At 70.9% G+C, this 19,424-nt stretch carries 17 protein-coding genes; 13 read left to right on the forward strand and 4 right to left on the reverse strand.

The window, feature by feature from the left end:
* Positions 1–95: 95 nt before the first annotated feature.
* Together ACODT5_RS46380 and pruA are read left to right on the forward strand one after the other, a co-directional pair.
* Positions 96–1,022, forward strand: a complete 927-nt coding sequence (locus tag ACODT5_RS46380) for a proline dehydrogenase family protein (RefSeq protein ID WP_385380746.1) — start codon at positions 96–98, stop codon at positions 1,020–1,022.
* 33 nt (positions 1,023–1,055) lie between these two features.
* On the forward strand, positions 1,056–2,687 hold the full coding sequence (pruA, locus tag ACODT5_RS46385; RefSeq protein WP_422524879.1) for an L-glutamate gamma-semialdehyde dehydrogenase: 1,632 nt from the start codon (positions 1,056–1,058) through the stop codon (positions 2,685–2,687).
* Positions 2,688–2,767: 80 nt separating this feature from the next.
* Here pruA and ACODT5_RS46390 read toward each other — a convergent pair whose 3' ends face one another.
* Positions 2,768–3,469 carry a nitroreductase family protein gene (locus tag ACODT5_RS46390; RefSeq protein WP_422524880.1) on the reverse strand — a complete coding sequence of 234 codons (702 nt, stop codon included), beginning with the start codon at positions 3,467–3,469 and terminating at the stop codon, positions 2,768–2,770.
* A 129-nt stretch (positions 3,470–3,598) separates the two neighbouring features.
* On the opposite strand from ACODT5_RS46390, the gene ACODT5_RS46395 reads away from it, so the two are divergent.
* Entirely contained in the window at positions 3,599–4,168 is a 570-nt protein-coding gene (locus ACODT5_RS46395; RefSeq protein ID WP_422524881.1) for a GNAT family N-acetyltransferase, read from the forward strand.
* On the opposite strand, the gene ACODT5_RS46400 is transcribed toward ACODT5_RS46395, so the two are convergent.
* Both ACODT5_RS46400 and ACODT5_RS46405 read right to left on the reverse strand, forming a co-directional pair.
* The gene (locus tag ACODT5_RS46400; RefSeq protein WP_422524882.1) at positions 4,165–6,195 is read right to left on the reverse strand and encodes a phosphocholine-specific phospholipase C; all 2,031 of its coding nucleotides are present in this window, start codon (positions 6,193–6,195) and stop codon (positions 4,165–4,167) included. The genes ACODT5_RS46395 and ACODT5_RS46400 overlap by 4 nt on opposite strands.
* A gap of 119 nt (positions 6,196–6,314) precedes the next feature.
* Positions 6,315–7,328: an NADP-dependent oxidoreductase gene (locus ACODT5_RS46405; RefSeq protein ID WP_422524883.1), complete on the reverse strand. Its 1,014-nt coding sequence runs from the start codon at positions 7,326–7,328 to the stop codon at positions 6,315–6,317.
* A gap of 101 nt (positions 7,329–7,429) precedes the next feature.
* Between ACODT5_RS46405 and ACODT5_RS46410 the strand changes: the two genes are divergently transcribed.
* The 5 genes from ACODT5_RS46410 (at position 7,430) to ACODT5_RS46430 (ending at position 11,560) form a co-directional block, all read left to right on the forward strand.
* On the forward strand, positions 7,430–8,311 hold the full coding sequence (locus ACODT5_RS46410) for a LysR family transcriptional regulator (RefSeq protein WP_422524884.1): 882 nt from the start codon (positions 7,430–7,432) through the stop codon (positions 8,309–8,311).
* A 260-nt stretch (positions 8,312–8,571) separates the two neighbouring features.
* Positions 8,572–8,709 carry a hypothetical protein gene (locus ACODT5_RS46415; protein WP_422524885.1) on the forward strand — a complete coding sequence of 46 codons (138 nt, stop codon included), beginning with the start codon at positions 8,572–8,574 and terminating at the stop codon, positions 8,707–8,709.
* A gap of 93 nt (positions 8,710–8,802) precedes the next feature.
* Positions 8,803–9,843 carry a 3-isopropylmalate dehydrogenase gene (locus tag ACODT5_RS46420; RefSeq protein WP_422524886.1) on the forward strand — a complete coding sequence of 347 codons (1,041 nt, stop codon included), beginning with the start codon at positions 8,803–8,805 and terminating at the stop codon, positions 9,841–9,843.
* A 231-nt stretch (positions 9,844–10,074) separates the two neighbouring features.
* Positions 10,075–11,178, forward strand: a complete 1,104-nt coding sequence (locus tag ACODT5_RS46425) for a branched-chain amino acid aminotransferase (RefSeq protein WP_422524887.1) — start codon at positions 10,075–10,077, stop codon at positions 11,176–11,178.
* A gap of 67 nt (positions 11,179–11,245) precedes the next feature.
* Positions 11,246–11,560 (forward strand): antibiotic biosynthesis monooxygenase family protein, encoded by a 315-nt coding sequence (locus tag ACODT5_RS46430; RefSeq protein ID WP_422524888.1) that lies wholly within the window; start codon positions 11,246–11,248, stop codon positions 11,558–11,560.
* A gap of 72 nt (positions 11,561–11,632) precedes the next feature.
* On the opposite strand, the gene ACODT5_RS46435 is transcribed toward ACODT5_RS46430, so the two are convergent.
* The gene (locus tag ACODT5_RS46435; protein ID WP_422524889.1) at positions 11,633–13,057 is read right to left on the reverse strand and encodes a cytosine permease; all 1,425 of its coding nucleotides are present in this window, start codon (positions 13,055–13,057) and stop codon (positions 11,633–11,635) included.
* 155 nt (positions 13,058–13,212) lie between these two features.
* Between ACODT5_RS46435 and ureA the strand changes: the two genes are divergently transcribed.
* The 5 genes from ureA (at position 13,213) to cimA (ending at position 19,421) form a co-directional block, all read left to right on the forward strand.
* On the forward strand, positions 13,213–13,962 hold the full coding sequence (ureA, locus tag ACODT5_RS46440) for an urease subunit gamma (RefSeq protein WP_422524890.1): 750 nt from the start codon (positions 13,213–13,215) through the stop codon (positions 13,960–13,962).
* Positions 13,959–15,692 carry an urease subunit alpha gene (locus ACODT5_RS46445; RefSeq protein ID WP_422524891.1) on the forward strand — a complete coding sequence of 578 codons (1,734 nt, stop codon included), beginning with the start codon at positions 13,959–13,961 and terminating at the stop codon, positions 15,690–15,692. The genes ureA and ACODT5_RS46445 overlap by 4 nt, the downstream gene beginning before the upstream one ends.
* 47 nt (positions 15,693–15,739) lie before the next feature.
* A complete protein-coding gene (locus tag ACODT5_RS46450; protein WP_422524892.1) occupies positions 15,740–16,780 on the forward strand; it encodes an agmatine deiminase family protein in 1,041 nt (346 codons plus the stop codon).
* 32 nt (positions 16,781–16,812) lie between these two features.
* Positions 16,813–17,448 carry a TetR/AcrR family transcriptional regulator gene (locus tag ACODT5_RS46455; protein ID WP_422524893.1) on the forward strand — a complete coding sequence of 212 codons (636 nt, stop codon included), beginning with the start codon at positions 16,813–16,815 and terminating at the stop codon, positions 17,446–17,448.
* 335 nt (positions 17,449–17,783) lie between these two features.
* A complete protein-coding gene (cimA, locus tag ACODT5_RS46460; RefSeq protein WP_422524894.1) occupies positions 17,784–19,421 on the forward strand; it encodes a citramalate synthase in 1,638 nt (545 codons plus the stop codon).
* Positions 19,422–19,424 lie beyond the last annotated feature (3 nt).

Genomic DNA, 19,424 nt, shown 5'->3' on the forward strand with positions numbered 1-19,424 from the left:
TTTCACGGTGGTTTTACTTGCGTTTTCCTTATGGCCTCCGTCGTCCCGGCGCGGGCTGAATGTCTGCTTCTGCCCGCCCCCGTTGGAGGTACCCCGTGCTGGGTCCCGCGATCCTCGCCGCCTCGCGCAGCGACAAGATGCGCCGAATCGTCTCTGCCGCCCCGGTGACCAAGCCCGTGGTGAACCGGTTCATCCCCGGTGAGACGGTCGACCAGGTCATCCCGATCGTCGAGGACCTGACGGGCAAGGGCCTGGAGGTGACCCTCGACGTCGTCGGCGAGGACATCACCACCGTGGAGCAGTCCCACGCGGCGCGCGACGCGTACCTCGAGCTCATCGAGCAGCTCGCGCACCTGGGCCTCGGCGAGACCGTCGAGATGTCGGTGAAGCTGTCCATGTTCGGCCAGGCGCTGGAAGGCGGCCACGAGCTGGCCCTCGCCAACGTCCGCCCGGTCGTCGAGGCCGCCGCCGCCATCGGCACCACGGTGACCCTGGACGCCGAGGACCACACCACCCTCGACTCGATGTTCGCCATCCACGAGGAGCTGCGCCGCGACTTCCCGCAGACCGGCTGCGTGATCCAGGCGTACCTGTTCCGCACCGAGGCCGACGCCCGCCGCCTGGCCGCGGCCGGCAGCCGCGTACGCATCGTGAAGGGCGCCTACAAGGAGCCCGCCGAGGTCGCGTACCTGGACAAGGCCGAGATCGACAAGGCGTACGTCCGCATCATGAAGATCTTGATGGAGGGCGAGGGCTACCCGATGATCGGGTCCCACGACCCGCGCCTGATCGCGATCGCCCAGGAGCTGGCACGGCAGGCCGGGCGCAAGCTCGACGAGTACGAGTTCCAGATGCTGTACGGCATCCGCAGCGAGGAGCACCTGCGCCTTGCCGCCGAGGGCCACCGCATGCGCGTCTACACGGCGTACGGCACCGACTGGTACGGCTACTTCATGCGGCGCCTCGCGGAGAAGCCGGCCAACCTGCTCTTCTTCCTCCGCTCGATGATCACCAAGAACTAGGCCCTCCCACTAGCTCAAGGAGCACCCCGCATCATGGACGCTGTAACCCAGGTCCCCGTGCCGGTCAACGAGCCGGTCCACTCGTACGCCCCCGGCACCCCGGAGCGCGCGCGCCTCGAGATCCAGCTGAAGCAGCTGTCCGAGAACCCGATCGACCTCCCGATGACGATCAACGGCGTCAAGCGGATGGGCGGCGGCGAGCGCTTCGACGTCGTGCAGCCGCACGACCACAAGTCGGTCATCGGCACCTACGCGAACGCCACGAAGGCCGACGCCCAGGAGGCCGTGGACACCGCCCTCGCCGCCGCCCCGGCCTGGCGCGCGATGTCCTTCGACGACCGCGCCGCGATCATCCTGCGCGCCGCCGAGCTGCTGTCCGGCCCGTGGCGCGAGAAGCTGGCCGCATCCACCATGCTGGGCCAGTCGAAGACCGCGCAGCAGGCCGAGATCGACACCCCGTGCGAGCTCGTCGACTTCTGGCGCTTCAACGTCCACTTCGCCCGCCAGATCCTGGCCGAGCAGCCGGTCGCGAACTCCGCCGGCGTGTGGAACCGCAGCGACCACCGCCCGCTCGAGGGCTTCGTCTACGCGATCACCCCCTTCAACTTCACGGCCATCGCGGGCAACCTGCCGACCGCCCCGGCCCTGATGGGCAACGTGGTCGTGTGGAAGCCGTCCCCGACGCAGACCCACTCCGCGGTCCTCCTGATGGAGCTGCTGGAGGAGGCCGGCCTGCCGAAGGGCGTCATCAACCTCGTGACGGGCGACGGCATCGCCGTCTCCGACGTGGCGCTGACCCACCCCGAGCTCGCGGGCATCCACTTCACCGGTTCGACCAAGACCTTCCAGTACCTGTGGAAGACGGTCGGCACCAACATCGAGACGTACAAGTCCTACCCGCGCCTGGTCGGCGAGACCGGTGGCAAGGACTTCGTCGTCGCGCACCCGTCCGCGGACCGCGCGATCCTGAAGACCGCCCTGACCCGCGGCTCCTTCGAGTACCAGGGCCAGAAGTGCTCGGCGTCCTCGCGCGCCTACGTCCCGGCCTCGATCTGGAACGACGGCTTCAAGGAGGCCTTCGCGGCCGAGGTCGACGGCATCACGATGGGCGACGTCCGCGACCTGACGAACTTCATCGGCGCCGTCATCGACGAGCGCTCCTTCGCGAAGAACAAGGCCGCGATCGACCGCGCCATCGCGGACCCGACCTGCGAGATCGTCGCGGGCGGCACGTACGACGACTCGGAGGGCTACTTCGTCCGCCCGACCGTCATCGCGTGCACGGACCCGTCGAACGAGGTCTTCACGACGGAGTACTTCGGCCCGATCCTGGCGATCCACGTCTACGAGGACGCCGACTTCGACGCGATGCTCGCGCAGATGGAGTCCGTCTCGGCGTACGCCCTGACCGGCGCCGTCATCGCGCAGGACCGCTACGCGGCGGCCGACGCGATGGAGAAGCTCCGCTTCGCGGCGGGCAACTTCTACATCAACGACAAGTCGACCGGCGCCGTCGTCGGCCAGCAGCCCTTCGGCGGCGGCCGCGCCTCGGGCACCAACGACAAGGCCGGCGCGGCGTCGAACCTGATGCGCTGGACGTCGACCCGCTCCATCAAGGAGACCCTGGTCGCCCCGACCGACTACGGCTACCCCCACATGGGCTGACACCGGCCCCACTGAACCCCGCCCCCGCTCCGGTACCCCCAAGTCCGGAGCGGGGGCGGTTTCCATGTCCGGGTCTCCGCCTAGACCTCGACGATGATCTGGTCCAGGGATTTGCGGACCAGGTCAGGGACCTCGCAGTCGTCCGCCGGGTAGCCGACCGGGATGACCGCGAAGGCCTTCTCGTTCTCCGGGCGGTTCAGGACGTGGGAGAGGAAGCGCATCGGGCTCGGCGTGTGGATCAGGGCGGCCAGGCCGGAGAGGTGGAGGGCCGACAGGAGCATGCCGACCGCGATGCCGACCGACTCGTCGACGTAGTAGTGCTTGTGCTTCGTGCCGTCCTCGCCGAGCCAGTAGCGCTGCTGGAAGACCACGATCAGGGCCGGGGCGTCGGTGAGGTGGGTCTTCACGGCGTCCGTGCCGATGGGGCGCAGGGCGGCGAGCCACTCGTCGCCGAGCCGGCCGTCGTAGGACAGCTGCTCTTCCTGCTCGGCGGCCGCACGGATCTGCTCGCGCACGGCCGGGTCCTTGACGAGGACGAAGGTCCACGGCTGCTGGTGGGCACCGGAGGGCGCGGTCGCGCCGCACGCGATGGCGTCCCGGACCACCTGCTCGGGCACCGGGTCGGGGGAGAAGTGACGTACGGTCCTGCGCTCGTCCATCCGCGTCCGCAACTCGGCGGCGCGCGCCAGGGATTCCTGGCTCGGCATCCGCTCGGGGCGGTAGGCGGCGGGACGGTACGGCTGGCCGTGGATCGGGGTCCACTGCTGGGTATCGGGAGACATGGAGCGAGTCTGCCGAGCCAATGGTCCAGACCGCCAGAGTCGCGTCGGCCCAATCCGGCCGGTGGGCGATATTTCATGTCCGCATAACGGATACGAGGGGTGGGGGAGCCCGCTTGGTACGGTCCCGGGATGGGTGACGAGGGCAGGGAAATCGGACGGGACGTCTCGCTGCGGCACACCTCGCAGCTGGCCGAGGGGGAGCTTCGGCGGGTGCGGGGGCTGCTCGATGGCGCCTTCGAGGGGGAGTTCGGGGACGAGGACTTCGAGCACGCGCTGGGCGGGATGCACGTGCTCGCGTACGAGGGCGGAGAGCTCGTCGCGCACGGGAGCGTCGTGCAGCGGCGGGTGCTCCATCGGGGGCGGGCGCTGCGCACCGGGTACGTCGAGGCCGTGGCCGTGCGGGCCGACCGGCGGCGGCGCGGGCTCGGCGGCGTGGTGATGGAGGTGGCCGAGGGGGTCGTCGGGCGGGCCTATGCGCTCGGGGCGCTCAGCGCCTCCGCCGACGGGGCCCGGCTGTACGCGGGCCGGGGCTGGCGGCTGTGGGGCGGGGAGATCGGGGTGCTCGGGCCCGGCGGGCCCGAGCGGCTGCCCGAGGAGGAGGGGTCGACGTACGTGTGGACGCCGCCCGGCGGCGGGGTGCTGCTCGACCCCACCGCCGGGCCGCTGTACTTCGACTGGCGCGACGGCGACGTGCTTTAGCTGCCGCTGATGCTCGGCGCGCCCGTCTCGATGTGGCCCGTGTAGCGGCGCGACCAGGTGCCGTCGGAGTCGGCGAGCACCGTGAAGTCGTACCAGCCGTTGTTGTAGGCGACGACGTTGAAGTAGTCCTCGCGCGAGGAGTTCGCCGGCACGGTGTACGTCCACGGGCCGTCCGTGCGGTAGGCGTTCGCGCGGATCGTGAAGGTGACCGGGGAGGCGGAGGAGTTGGTCAGTTTGAGGTACAGCGCCGTCTTGCCGGTGCCCGGCTCCACCGCGAAGCGGGACGCGGCCTCGATCGACTTGCCCGCCTTCGACGCGTCGCCGATGAAGCGCCGCAGGAAGCGGTTCGGCCCGTGCATCGAGATGTCGTACTTGCCGGAGCCGCTGCCCGTGCCGATGTTGAAGTAGTCCGTCGACGTGGCGCCCGCGTCCACCGTGTACTGCCAGGCGGCCGTGTCCCGGTACTGGTGCGGATGGATGGAGAAGTGCGCCGCCTGCTTCGCCTCGGTGCCCGCGTTCGCCATCGAGAACCAGGCCAGGATCTTGCCGCCCGACCCGAACTCGAAGCGGTCCAGGTTCCCGTTGACCTGGTACGGAAGGGCGCGCGCGGGCCGGGTTCCGGCCTCCTGCGCCGGCTGCGCGTTGTCCTGCGGCACCGGGTTGGGCATCGGGCCGCAGGTCGCCTGGCCGATGACCTTGGCCGTGGACGGGAGGCCGGCGGGAACCCCGTAGACCGGGTGCGCGAAGTCGAAGACGCCGGTCAGGTCACCGGTGACCTTGCGGCGCCACGCGCTGATGTTCGGGCAGTTCGCGGGGGTGCCGAGCGCGGCCGTCCACTTCTCCATGAAGCGCAGCACGGAGGTGTGGTCGAAGACCTCGGAGCTCACCCAGCCGCCGCGGGTCCACGGGGACATCACGATCATCGGGACGCGGAAGCCGAGCCCGATCGGGACGCCGTCGATGTACTCGCCGGCGGTGCCGGGCGGGGCGACCGGCGGCGGGACGTGGTCGAAGAAGCCGTCGTTCTCGTCGTAGTTGAGGAAGAGGACGGTGGAGTCGAAGACCTCCGGGTTCGCCGAGAGCGCGCGGTAGACCAGGTCCACGAAGTGCGCGCCGTCGCCGGGCGGGGCGTACGGGTGCTCGGAGAAGGCCTCGTTCGCCACGACCCAGGAGACCTGGGGGAGGGTGCCGGCGACGACGTCCGCGCGGATGGCGGCGGCGATGTCGTCGGGGGTGGAGCCGGTGACCTTGGGGACGGAGCCCATGCCGCGGTCCCACAGGGGGTTGCCGGGCTTGGCGTCCGTGAACTTCTTGAAGTAGGCGAGCCCGTTGTCCCCGTAGTTGTCCTGGGCGTTCTGGTAGACCTTCCAGCTCATCCCGGCGCGCTGGAGGGCCTCCGCGTACGTCTCCCAGGTCAGCCCGGACTCCTCGCCGCCGTCCTTGCTGCCCGCGTCGATCTTGCCGCTCCACAGGAAGGTGCGGTTGGGGCCGGTCGCGCTCAGGGCGGAGCAGAAGTAGGCGTCGCAGATGGTGTAGGCGTCGGCGATGCCGTAGTGGAACGGTATGTCGCCGCGGTCGAGGTACCCGAGGGTGCGGGTGTTGCCGACGCCGGTGACGAAGTTGTCCATGCGGCCCTTGTTCCAGGCCGCGTGCTGCGAGGTCCAGCTGTGCGGGAGGTCGCCGTTGCACTGGGCGAGGGTCTCGCCGTCGACGCCGCCCGCCGGCGGGGTGGAGCTGAGCTTCCACGGGTAGTGGCGGCCGCCCCAGTTGGGCTGGTTGAACATGCCCCAGCCGCCCGGGAGGTTGCCGGCCGCGCGGTCGCCGAAACCGCGGACACCCTTCAGCTTGCCGAAGTAGTGGTCGAAGCTGCGGTTCTCCTGCATCAGGATCACCACGTGCTTCACGTCGGTGATCGTGCCGGACGCGGTGGCCGCGGCCGCCGAGGTCGGCGCGATCGCGGGCAGGGTCGCCCCTGCCATCAGCCCGGCGCCGATTCCCACGAATCCTCTGCGGCTGATAGGTGTCACTGGCTGCTCGCCTCCAACTCAAGTGCCCCGCTGGCACATTGACGGCAAGAGTGGCGGTAGACGCGCCAAAGGTCTACATCCGTGCGGTAAGAACTCGGTGAACATCCGGGTGGCTGGATTCAGGCGTCGATCCGTACGAGCATTTTTCCCAGATTCTCCCCGCGGAGCATGCCCCGGAAGGCGTCCACCGTGTGATCAAAGCCCTGTACAACGGTGGTGTCGGTGCCGATCCGGCCACTGCGCAGATGAGGGACGAGGAAGTCCTCCAACTCGTCCTGCAGATTGGTGTGATTCCGAACCAATACCCCTTCCAGGCGCAGCGACTTGTGTACGACTTCGAAGAGGTTGCGGGGCGCGGCGGGCGAGCGGTCGCCGTTGTACATCGAGATCCCGCCGACCCAGGCGATGCGGCCGTAATCGCGCAGCACGTCGATCGCGCCCTCCAGGTGGTCCCCGCCGACGTTGTCCACGTAGACGTCGATCCCTCCGGGAGCGGCCTGCGCGAGCTGCTCGCCGACCGGCCCGTCGTGGTAGTCGAAGGCGGCGTCGAAGCCGAGGGTCCCGGTGAGGTGGCGGACCTTCGCCGCCGACCCGGCGCTGCCGATGATCCGGCCGGCGCCGAGCAGCGGGGCGATCCGGCCGACGGCCGTGCCGACCCCGCCCGCCGCGGCCGAGACGAAGAGGTCCTCGCCCTCGCGCAGGGCCGCGGTGCGGGTCAGGGCGGCGTACGCGGTCAGGCCGGTGCCGCCGAGGATCGAGAGGTACGCCTCCAGCGGGACGCCCTCGTGGCCGCGCAGCTTGCGGGTGCCGCCGGCGCCCAGGGTGACGAGGGCGTGGGTGCGCCAGCCCTCGCGGTGGAAGACCAGGTCGCCCTCCGCGAGTCCCGGGTCGCGGGAGGCGACGACCCGGCCCACCGAGCGGCCCTCCAGCGGGGTGCCGAGCTCGAATCCGCCCTCGCCGCCGTCCATCAGCCCGCGGTGGTACGGGTCCACCGAGAGCAGCAGGTTCTCCACCAGGGCGGTGCCGGGGCGCGGGTCGGGGACGGGGGTCTCCACGGAGGTGAAGTCGGAGGCGGCGGGGAAGCCGGTGGGGCGGGCGGTCTGGTGGATGGTGCGAGCGGTGTTCGTGGTCATGGCGAGGACGCTAGGAAGGAATCGGCGGGCCGGGCAGGAGGTTGCGTTCATGGAAGCCGCACATCCATGAACGACACTCATAGAACGAGGTGAGAGCGGTCGTGGCCGAGCTCCTCCCCCAGGAACTGCGCATCCTGGTCGCCGTCGCCGAGACCGGCGGCTTCTCCGCCGCGGCGGCCACCCTCGGCCTCACCCAGTCCGCCGTCTCGCACGCGGTGCGCGGCAGCGAGGCCAAGCTCGGCGCGGTGCTCTTCGAGCGTGGCCGGACCGGCGCCTCGCCCACCCCGGCGGGGGAGCGGGCCGTCGGCCACGCCCGCCGGATCCTGCGGCTCTACGAGGTGATGGGCGCGGAGGCGCGCGGCGCGGGCGGGGCCGGGGACCCGGTGGCACTGGACGGCGTGCTGCGGATCGCGGCGTTCCGCAGCGCGGCCCTGCACCTGCTGCCCCCCGTCCTGGAGCGGCTCACCGCCCGCCACCCCGGCATCCGCCCCGAGGTCCGGGTGGTGCGCGAGATCGGCGCCGGTACGGCCGGGGAGGTCGCCGCGGGCCGCGCGGACCTTGGTATCGCGACGCTGGGCGCTTCGCAGGGCCTGCCGCCCGGCCTGCTGAGCGGGGTGCTCGTGGAGGAGGCGTACGCCCTGGTGCACCCGGCCGGGCATCCCGACCCGAAGGCACTGCCGCTGATGGACTGGGACGAGAACTGCGGTTCCTACACCCGCACCTGGTGGCTGGCGCAGGACTGGATCCCGCGGGCGACCGTCAAGGCGGAGGACGACGCGATGGTGCTGACCATGGTCGGCCGGGGGCTCGGCATGGCGATCATGCCCGAGCTGTCGCTGCGGGAGGCGACCGGAGCCGTCGACGTCACCGGTTTGGGTCCGCAGGGGCCGGTGAGGCGCGTGGGGTACGTCACCACACCGGAATCCGCCGCCACCCTCGCCATACGGGCTCTGATCAGGGAACTCCGTGCCGGAAGCAGCTGAAAACGGAGCTCCGGAAGGGGCCTTCCGGGCCGTGCACCGTCTCAGATAGTAGGAAGTCCGAGTAATTGCGGAGACATACAGCGGGAGCTGGCCTACGTTGTAGAAGCCGAACGTCTCGCCGATCCGGCGAATGGCGGTCGAGAGCGCGCGCCCCATGGCAGGCAACCCCTGCCGCGCACCGCTCCCCGCCTCATCCGGCGCCTTGAAGGAACCCCTCATCCGTGGCCCCGCCACGCCGTGATCTCAAGGAGTCGATCACCATGACGCACACCACCCCCTCCACCACCGCCCGTCGCGTCCGCCGTTCCGCCGCCGCCGACGCGGACCGCAAGAACGCCGCCGCCGCCCTACAGCGCGCGCTGGACCGCCGTGACAACGGCGGCTCGACCGGCCACTGACCTGCCGCTGGACACCCCCGCACCCGAGACATATTGCGTCCACATCGTGGACGCAATATGTCTGAGGGATGGGACAAGGAGTACGGTTCCACCATGTCGACCAGCATCAATCTCGCAGTGATCCCCGGTGATGGCATCGGCCAGGAAGTCGTGGCTCAGGGCCTCAAGGTCCTTACCGCGGTCCTGCCCCAGGATGTGAAGCTGGAGACCAAGGAATACGACCTCGGCGCCCAGCGCTGGCACCGCACCGGTGAAACCCTCCCGGACGCGGAGCTCGAGGCCCTCAAGCACCACGACGCGATCCTGCTGGGCGCCATCGGCGACCCCTCGGTCCCGTCGGGCGTCCTGGAGCGCGGTCTGCTGCTGAAGCTCCGCTTCGCCTTCGACCACTTCATCAACCTGCGCCCGTCGAAGCTCTTCCCCAACACGGCCACCCCGCTCGCCGGCCGTCCGGAGATCGACTTCGTCGTGGTCCGCGAGGGCACCGAAGGCCCGTACACCGGCAACGGCGGCAGCCTGCGCACCGGCACCCCGGCCGAGGTGGCCACCGAGGTCAGCATCAACACGGCCTACGGCGTCGAGCGCGTGGTCCGTGACGCGTACGAGCGTGCCAACGCCCGCCCGCGCAAGAAGCTGACGCTGGTCCACAAGAACAACGTCCTCGTCTACGCCGGTCACCTGTGGAAGAACATCTTCGACAAGGTCGGCCAGGAGTACCCCGAGGTCACCACCGACTACCTGCATGTCGACGCCGCGACGATCTTCTTCGTCACCCAGCCGGAGCGCTTCGACGTCATCGTCACGGACAACCTCTTCGGTGACATCCTCACCGACCTGGCCGCCGCCGTGACCGGCGGAATCGGCCTGGCCGCCTCGGGCAACATCAACCCGACCGGCGCCTTCCCGTCCATGTTCGAGCCCGTCCACGGCTCTGCCCCGGACATCGCCGGCACCGGCAAGGCCGACCCGACCGCGACGATCCTCTCGGTCGCCCTCCTGCTGCGCCACCTCGGCTACGAGGCCCAGGCCGCCCGCATCGAGGACGCGGTCTCCGCCGACCTGGCCGAGCGCGACGGCACCTTCCGCTCCACCGACGCCATCGGCGACGCCCTCGCCGCGCGAGTAGCCGGCTGACCCGGTAGCCCCACCTCAGGAAGCCGCCGGGTCGCGACCACCGCACCCGGCGGCTTTTCCTGTGCGGCCCCGGGTGTCACCATCTCCCCTGGGCCGCATTCACCCCGTTGCACCGAAGTGCCCCTCGCGCGCGATAATCGAACGCGAGGCCGTGGAAAACGGGGAAGCTCGGACGTCCTAGTACGCCGTGAGCGCGGTCCGCCCTACAAAACCGGTGAAGGACAAGCACTCATGACGACGACGCCCACGATCGAGCTGAAGCCCTCCTCGACCCCCCTGTCCGCCGCGGAGCGCGACGCGATCCTGGTGAGCCCCGGCTTCGGCCGCCACTTCACCGACCACATGGTGACGATCAAGTGGACCGAGGGCCGCGGCTGGCACGACGCGGAGCTGGTTCCGTACGCGCCGCTGTCCATGGACCCGGCGAACATGACCCTGCACTACGCGCAGACGATCTTCGAGGGCCTCAAGGCCTACAAGCAGCCCGACGGCACCGTCGCCACCTTCCGCCCGCAGGCCAACGCCGAGCGCTTCCAGGCCTCCGCCCGCCGCATGGCGATGCCGGAGCTGCCGACCGAGCTGTTCATCGCCGCCTGCGACGCGCTGATCACGCAGGACCGCGCCTGGGTGCCGGACTCCGGCGAGGCCTCGCTCTACCTGCGGCCCTTCATGTTCGCCACCGAGGTCGGCCTCGGCGTCCGCCCGGCCAACGAGTTCCTCTTCATCGTCATCGCCTCCCCGGCCGGCGCGTACTTCCCCGGGGGCGTCAAGCCCGTCTCCGTCTGGCTCTCCGAGGAGTACGTCCGCGCCGCCAAGGGCGGCACCGGCGCGGCCAAGACCGGCGGCAACTACGCGGCCTCGCTCGTCGCGCAGGCCCAGGCCGCCGAGCACGGCTGCGACCAGGTGGTCTGGCTCGACGCCGTCGAGCACCGCTGGATCGAGGAGATGGGCGGGATGAACCTGTACTTCGTGTACGGGCAAAAGGATGGGGCACAGCGCATCGTCACCCCCGAGCTCACCGGCTCGCTCCTCCCCGGCATCACCCGCGACTCCCTCCTCACCATCGCCCGCGACCTCGGCTACACCGCCGAAGAGGGCCGCATCACCACCGAGGACTGGAAGCGCGACAACGAGAACGGCACCCTGACCGAGGTCTTCGCCTGCGGTACGGCCGCCGTGATCACCCCGGTCGGCTCGGTCAAGTCCGAGCGCGCCAACTGGACCCAGGGCACCGGCGAGCCCGGTGAGGTCACCATGAAGCTCCGCAAGGCCCTCCTGGACCTCCAGACCGGCCACAAGGCCGACACCCACGGCTGGATGCACCCGCTCGGCTGACCCACGGGTGACCACCCGGTACGGGCCTAGTCTGGAACAGGGGTGTCCCGTACCGAGGTGGTGTGCGATGTCCGACGCAAGCAAGTTCTGGGCCTCCGGTGCCTGGCAGGTCTCCGAAGGCAGGGAAGACGAGTTCGAGACCCGCTGGGAAGCGTTCCTGACGTGGACCAGGGAAGCGAACGAAGGGTTCCTCTTCGCCCGCCTGATCCGTGACCTGAGCAGCCCTCGCCACTACGTGTCCTTTGCCTCCTGGAGCGACGCGGAGGCCATGAAGGGCTGGCAGGACAAGCCCGAGTTCGCCGAGCACTTCGGCGGCTGCCGTGAGCTGTGCGACGACATGCAGGGCGGCGGATTCGCTCTGGCGCGGGCGGTGGACGCGTAGCCGCGTGAGTACGTACGAAGGCCCGCGCCCCGGGAGATACCGGGGCGCGGGCCTTCGTACGTACGGGGAGTCCTACGCGGCCACCGGCTCCTCGGCGGCTTCGGCGGGCGCCGGGGCGGGGGCCGTGCGGGCGGTCAGGGCCGCGTAGAGCAGGCCGCCGGCAAGGCCGGAGAGGACGAAGGAACAGTCCACGCCGCCGGTCAGGGCCAGCAGCGGGCCCTCGTAGAACGGGGTGGTCACGGCGAGCAGGCCGACGCCCGCTCCGACGGCCCAGGAGAGGGTGGCCTGGATGTTCCAGCCGCCGCGGAACCAGTAGATCCCGCCCTTGGCGCGGCGGTTGAACACCTGGAGGGCCTCGGCGTCGTAGCGGCCGCGGCAGCGGACGTAGCCGATGAGGGTGATCACGGCCCACGGGGTGCCGATCGCGGTCAGCAGCAGGACGAACGAGGTCATCGCGGCCTGGACGTCCCACGAGAAGGAGCCGACGAACACGAACGCGGTGGCCACGGCCGCGGCGATCACGGTGGAGACGGTACGGGTGGCCTTGGGGACGATGGCGTCGAGGTCGAGGCCCATGGAGTAGAGCATCAGCCCGGCGTTGCCGACCGATCCGGCCGCCGCGGCGACCAGCAGCGGAATCAAGTACCAGAACGGCGCGGCGTCGACCAGCGGACCGGCGTACTCGGCGCCGGCCCGGGCGGCGAGCGCGGTGTAGGTGCCGAAGAGCTGCGGGATCAGCAGCCCGATGAGCAGGCCGAGCCCGGTGGACCAGAGGACCTTGCGGGAGCTGTGCCTGCGCGGGGAGATGTAGCGGGTGTAGTCGCCGAGCAGGGTGATGAAGGCGACGGGCCCGCTGAGCCCGGCCGCTACGGCGGCGAGCAGCCAGGTCGGCCAGAAGGAGCCGAGCAGGTACGCGGTGTCGGGCGGGGCGGCGGTGGTGAAGTCGGGTGCGTAGGCGAACACGCCGACGGCCAGCAGCAGCACCATGCCGATGGAGAGCACCTTGCTCATGCGCAGCAGCAGGCGGTAGCCGAAGACGGCCGCGACGACGGTGCACGCGGCGAGCACGCCGTACATCACGGCCCGGGAGAGGCCGGTGTCCGGCAGCCCCGTGAGCCGGGACAGGGCGCCGACCATCACGTCGCCGCCTATCCACAGGGTCAGCGCGGTGTAGCCGAGCGAGAGCAGCAGGCCGACCACCGAGCCGACGAGCCGGCCGCGGACGCCGAACTGGGCTCCGCTGGAGGTGGAGAGGTTGGTCCCCGTGCGCAGGGAGACGAGCGCCAGCGGCGCGGTGAAGGCGATGCCGACGAGGGTGCCGGTCACGATGGCGGTGACCGACGGCCACAGACCCAGTCCGAAGGACGGGGGCAGCCAGCCGAAGACGATCACACCGAGGCAGAGATTGGAGCCGAGGAGGATCGAGATCAGGTCACGGGGACCGCTCGTCCGTTCCTCCTCCGGGATGGTGTCGACTCCGCGCTGTTCGATGGGCATGGGGGACTCCCTTGGCAGGGCGGGGGGTGGCAATGCAATGTTTGAGCGACACTCAATGTGACCTAAGCCCTGGTCTCAGGTCAATGCTTCATTGCAGGGAAATGAAGAGTTAGAGTGATGCTCTAACGCATCGACTCAAAGGGTGGTGGATCGCCGTGCGGCTGACCCCTACGGAGCGCGACCGGCTGCTACTGCGCAGCGCTGCGGAACTGGCCAGGGCCCGCCGGGCCCGCGGACTCAAACTCAACGTCCCGGAGGCCACCGCGCTCATCGCGGACACGGTCTGCGAGGCCGCGCGCGACGGCAAGCGGCTGGCGGAGGCCATCGAGGAGGCCCGCTCCGTGCTGGGCCCCGCCGACGTGCTGCCCGGCGTCAGCGACGTGGTCACCGAGGTGCACGTGGAGGCCGTCTTCGACGACGGATCCCGCCTCGCGGTGGTCTCGTCCCCGATCCGGGGCGCCGTCGGCCTGGGCGAGAACGCCCCGGGCGCGGTCGTACCCGGCCCCGGAGCCCCCCAGCCGGAGCCCGCGGTCCACCTGCACGTGCGCAACACCGCCGCGGTGCCGGTGAGCGTCACCTCCCACTTCCACTTCTTCGAGGCCAACCCGCGCCTCGACTTCGACCGCGCGGCGGCGTACGGCATGCGGCTGTGCGTGCCGGCGGGCTCGTCCGTACGGTTCGACCCGCACGGCGAAGGCGAGGTCGGCCTCGTCCCCATCGGCGGGGGCCGCGTCGCGATCGGCTTCGCGGGACTGGTCGACGGACCGCTGGACGCCCCGGGCGCCAAGGCCGAAGCCCTCCGCCGCGCGGCTGCCTGCGGCTACCTCGGAATCGAAGGCACCGAAGGCACCGAAGGCACCGACGGCACCGAAGGACCCGACGCCACGGACGGAGACCAGGCGTGAGCAAGCAGACCCGGCACAGCGACCACTGCGCACCCGGCAGCCGGCACATCGACCCGCACGAGTACGCCTCCGTCTTCGGCCCCCGCGCCGGAGACCGGGTCCGGCTCGGCGACTCCGGGCTGACCGTCCGCGTGGAGTCCGATTCTCAGAAGCCCGGGGACGAGTTCCTGGCGGGCTTCGGCAAGACGGCCCGCGACGGCCTGCACCTGAAGGCCGCCGCCGTCCGCGACACCTGCGACGTGGTGATCAGCAACGTGCTGGTCATCGACGCCGTCCTCGGCATCCGCAAGGTCTCCATCGGCATCCGCGAAGGGCGGATCCACGCGATCGGCCGGGCCGGCAACCCCGACACCCTCGAAGGGGTGGACGTGGTGGTCGGCACGGGCACGAGCATCGTCTCCGGCGAGGGCATGATCGCCACCGCCGGCGCCGTCGACACCCACGTGCACCTGCTCTCCCCGCGCATCATGGAAGCCTCGCTCGCCGCGGGCGTCACCACGATCATCGGCCAGGAGTTCGGCCCGGTCTGGGGCGTCGGGGTCAACTCCCCGTGGGCGCTGAAGCACGCCTTCAACGCCTTCGACGCCTGGCCCGTCAACATCGGCTTCCTGGCCCGCGGTTCCTCCTCGGACCCGGCCCCGCTCATCGAGGCCCTCGCCGAAGGCGGCGCGTCCGGCTTCAAGGTCCACGAGGACATGGGCGCACACACCCGCGCCCTGGACACCGCCCTGCGGGTCGCGGAGGAGTACGACGTCCAGGTCGCCCTCCACAGTGACGGCCTCAACGAGTGCCTCTCGGTCGAGGACACCCTGCGGGTGCTGGACGGCCGGACCATCCACGCCTTCCACATCGAGGGCTGCGGCGGCGGTCACGTCCCCAACGTCCTGAAGATGGCCGGCGTCCCGAACGTCATCGGCTCCTCGACGAACCCCACCCTGCCCTTCGGCCGGGACGCGGTCGCCGAGCACTACGGGATGATCGTCTCCGTCCACGACCTCAAGCCGGACCTCCCCGGCGACGCCGCCATGGCACGCGACCGGATCCGCGCGGGCACGATGGGAGCCGAGGACGTCCTGCACGACCTCGGCGCGATCGGGATCACCTCCTCCGACGCCCAGGGCATGGGCCGCGCGGGCGAGACCATCCGGCGCACCTTCGCCATGGCCGCCAAGATGAAGGGCGAGCTGGGCCCGCTGGCCGGCGACGGCGAGGGCGACGACAACGCCCGCGTGCTGCGCTACATGGCCAAGCTGACCATCAACCCGGCCATCGCCCACGGCCTGGCCCACGAGATCGGCTCGATCGAGGTCGGCAAGCTCGCCGACATCGTGCTGTGGCGCCCCCAGTTCTTCGGCGCCAAGCCGCAGCTGGTCCTCAAGTCCGGCTTCCCGGCCTACGGGGTCACCGGCGACCCCAACGCCGCCACCGACACCTGCGAACCGCTGGTCCTCGGCCCGCAGTTCGGCTCGTACGGGGCCACCGCGGCCGACATCTCCGTCGCCTTCGTCTCGGCCGCCGCCGCGGCGCTGGGCAGCGACGAGATGCCCACCCGCAGGCGCCGGGTCGCCGTCCGCGGCACCCGCGGCATCGGCCCCGGGGACCTGCTCCTCAACTCCCGGGTGGGCGCGGTCGATGTGGACGCGCGCAGCGGACTCGTCTCCCTCGACGGGGAACCGCTGCGCTCCGAAGCCGCCGAATCGGTCTCCCTCAACCGCCTGTACTTCCTTTGAGCCAGCACAGCCTTCAAGTCAGCAGAGCCTGTAAGGACCTCCCTGCCATGACCGACACCACCCCCGTGAACGCCGGATTCCGGATGCCCGCCGAGTGGACGCCCCACGAGCGCACCTGGATGGCCTGGCCCAGCCCCAACCCCACCTTCACCAACGAGCAGGAGCTCGCCGAAGCCCGCGAGGCCTGGGGCGCCGTCGCCCGCGCGGTGCGCGCGTACGAGCCGGTGACCCTCGTCGTCTCGCCCGGTGACGCGGAGAGCGCCCGCGCCGTGGTGGGCGACGACATCGAGCTGGTCGAGCGCGAGCTCGACGACGCCTGGATGCGCGACATCGGCCCGACCTTCGTCACCAACGACGCCGGCGAGCTGGCGGCCGTCGACTGGACCTTCAACGGCTGGGGCGCCCAGGACTGGGCCCGCTGGGACCACGACTCGAAGATCGCCCGGGAGATCTCCGGCATCGTCGGGACCCGCACCTACAGCACCGCGCTGGTCAACGAGGGCGGCGCCATCCACGTGGACGGCGAGGGCACCGTGCTCCTCACCGACACCGTGCAGCTCGGCAAGGGCCGCAACCCCGACTGGAGCCGCGAGCAGGTCGAGGCGGAGATCCACGCCCACCTGGGCACCACCAAGGCGATCTGGCTCCCGTACGGCCTCGCCGGCGACTACGGCACCTACGGCACCCAGGGCCACGTGGACATCGTCGCCGCCTTCGCCCGCCCCGGCGTGGTCATGGTCCACACCCAGCCCGACCCGGCCCACCCGGACCACGAGCGCGGCAAGACCATCGCCGCCATACTGCGTGCGTCCACCGACGCCCGGGGGCGGCAGCTCCAGGTCGTGGAGATCCCGGCACCGACGGTGCTGGAGGAGGACGGGGAGTGGGTCGACTACTCCTACATCAACCACTACCTGTGCAACGGCGGCGTGGTCCTGTGCGCCTTCGACGACCCGCGCGACGAGGAGGCGGCGGAGATCTTCCGCGGCCTGTTCCCCGAGCGGACCGTGACGCTCGTCGACGCACGTACGATTTTCGCCGGGGGTGGCGGTATCCACTGCATCACCCAGCAGCAGCCGAAGGTCTGACCCGAGAGGGCGGCCGGGACGAGGAGTGGGCCATGGTGGCGGGTGAGGTACGTGCCGCGCGCAAGAACGCGCCGCCGCGCGAGGACGTACTGGTCGCCGCCATGGCCACCATCGCCGAACGCGGCCTGGACGGTCTGACCATGGCCGGCCTCGGCCGCCAGGTCGGCATGAGCAGCGGCCACCTCCTCTACTACTTCCGCACCAAGGACGAGCTCCTGCTCCAGACCCTGGAGTGGAGCGAGGCGGCGCTCGGCACCCGCCGCCGCGCCCTGCTGTCCCGCCGCGGCCCGGCGCGCGAGCGCCTGCAGGCGTACGTGGACCTGTACGTGCCCGAGGGCGCCCGGGATCCGCACTGGACGCTGTGGCTGGAGGTCTGGAACCGCTCGCAGAACGCGGGACCGGGGGAGCGGGAGCGCCAGGGGGCCATCGAGGGGGCCTGGCACCGCGACCTGGTCGCCCTGCTCGCCGAGGGCATCTCGCGCGGAGAGTTCAGCCCCGTCGACCCGGACCGGTTCGCGGCCCGGCTGCGGGCCCTGCTCGACGGGTTCAGCATCCAGGTCGCCGTCGGCCTGCCCGGGATAGACCGGGGCGACATCCTCGACCACGTCCGCGAGTTCCTCAACGAGGCGCTGACCCCCCGTGGTGATTCCAGCCCCGCCGGCGTGTGAGGCGCGCGGTCCGGGGCGGACGGATGTGCCCGCATGCTGAGATCCCCGTCCACCCGCGGCATGCGGTATGGCAGACTGCCGACGTGCCTGCTCAGCTCATGATTATGGACAGCAGCGCGCCGGTCCTCAGTGGCCGCTGAGCCGCGGAAGAACTTCGCGGAGGCGGCCACCGTGCCTCGGACCCGCGCGCAGACCTCTCGCACCCGCGAGAGGTTTTTTCGTTTTCCGGCCTCGAACATGCCGGGATCGGGCAGCGCGCGATGATGGGGGCAGTGGCGTCGGCCTGCCCGCGGGCGGGCATCCGGAACCACCCATCCGACAGGAGTCAGATCAGCATGACGACGACAGAGGCGACCGAGCCGACTGCGCCGGCTTCGGGCCCCGGCCCCGACGACGGGTTCCACGTCTTCGACACGACCCTGCGCGACGGTGCCCAGCGTGAGGGCATCAACCTCACGGTCGCGGACAAGCTGACGATCGCCCGCCACCTGGACGACTTCGGGGTGGGCTTCATCGAGGGCGGCTGGCCCGGCGCGAACCCTCGCGACACGGAGTTCTTCTCCCGTGCCCGCGCGGAGATCGACTTCAAGCACGCCCAGCTCGTCGCCTTCGGCGCGACCCGCCGGGCGGGCGGCTCCGCCGCCACCGATCCGCAGGTCCGTGCCCTGCTGGAATCCGGCGCCCCGGTGATCACCCTGGTCGCCAAGTCCCACGACCGGCACGTCGAGCTCGCCCTGCGCACCACCCTCGACGAGAACCTGGAGATGGTCCGCGACACCGTCGCCCACCTGGTCTCCCAGGGCCGCCGGGTCTTCGTCGACTGCGAGCACTTCTTCGACGGCTACCGGGCCAACGCCGAGTACGCGAAGTCCGTCGTGCGCGCCGCGCACGAGGCCGGCGCCGACGTCGTGGTCCTCTGCGACACCAACGGCGGCATGCTGCCCGCGCAGATCACCGCGACCGTGGCGACCGTACTGGCCGACACCGGCGCACGCCTGGGCATCCACGCCCAGGACGACACCGGCTGCGCCGTCGCCAACACGCTGGCCGCCGTGGACGCCGGCGCCACGCACGTGCAGTGCACCGCGAACGGCTACGGCGAGCGGGTCGGCAACGCCAACCTCTTCCCGGTCGTCGCCGCGCTGGAGATCAAGTACGGCCGCACGGTCCTCCCGGCGGGCGCCCTGGCCGAGATGACCCGGATCTCGCACGCCATCGCCGAGGTCGTCAACCTCACGCCCTCCACGCACCAGCCCTACGTCGGCGTCTCCGCCTTCGCGCACAAGGCGGGCCTGCACGCCTCGGCCATCAAGGTCGACCCGGACCTGTACCAGCACATCGACCCCGCGCGCGTCGGCAACACCATGCGGATGCTCGTCTCCGACATGGCCGGCCGGGCCTCCATCGAGCTCAAGGGCAAGGAGCTCGGCGTCGACCTCGGCGGGGACCGCGCGCTGGTCTCCCGGGTGGTGGAGCGGGTCAAGGAGCGCGAGCTCCAGGGCTACACGTACGAGGCGGCCGACGCCTCCTTCGAGCTGCTGCTGCGCGCCGAGGCCGAGGGCCGGGCGCGCAAGTACTTCCGCGTCGAGTCCTGGCGGGCCATCGTCGAGGACCGCCCCGACGGCACGCACGCCAACGAGGCCACGGTGAAGCTGCGGGCCAAGGGAGAGCGGATCGTCGCCACCGCGGAGGGCAACGGCCCCGTCAACGCGCTGGACCGCGCGCTGCGGGTCGCCCTGGAGCGCTTCTACCCCCAGCTCGCGAAGTTCGAGCTGATCGACTACAAGGTCCGCATCCTGGAGGGCGCCCACGGCACGTCGTCCACGACCCGGGTCCTGGTCACCACGACGGACGGTTCCCGCGAATGGAACACGGTCGGCGTAGCCCCGAACGTCATCGCGGCCTCCTGGCAGGCCCTGGAAGACGCCTTCACCTACGGCCTCCTCCACGCGGGCGTGGAGCCGGCGGAGTAGCCC

Source organism: Streptomyces tatrensis, assembly GCF_049310065.1.
Classification (GTDB): domain Bacteria; phylum Actinomycetota; class Actinomycetes; order Streptomycetales; family Streptomycetaceae; genus Streptomyces.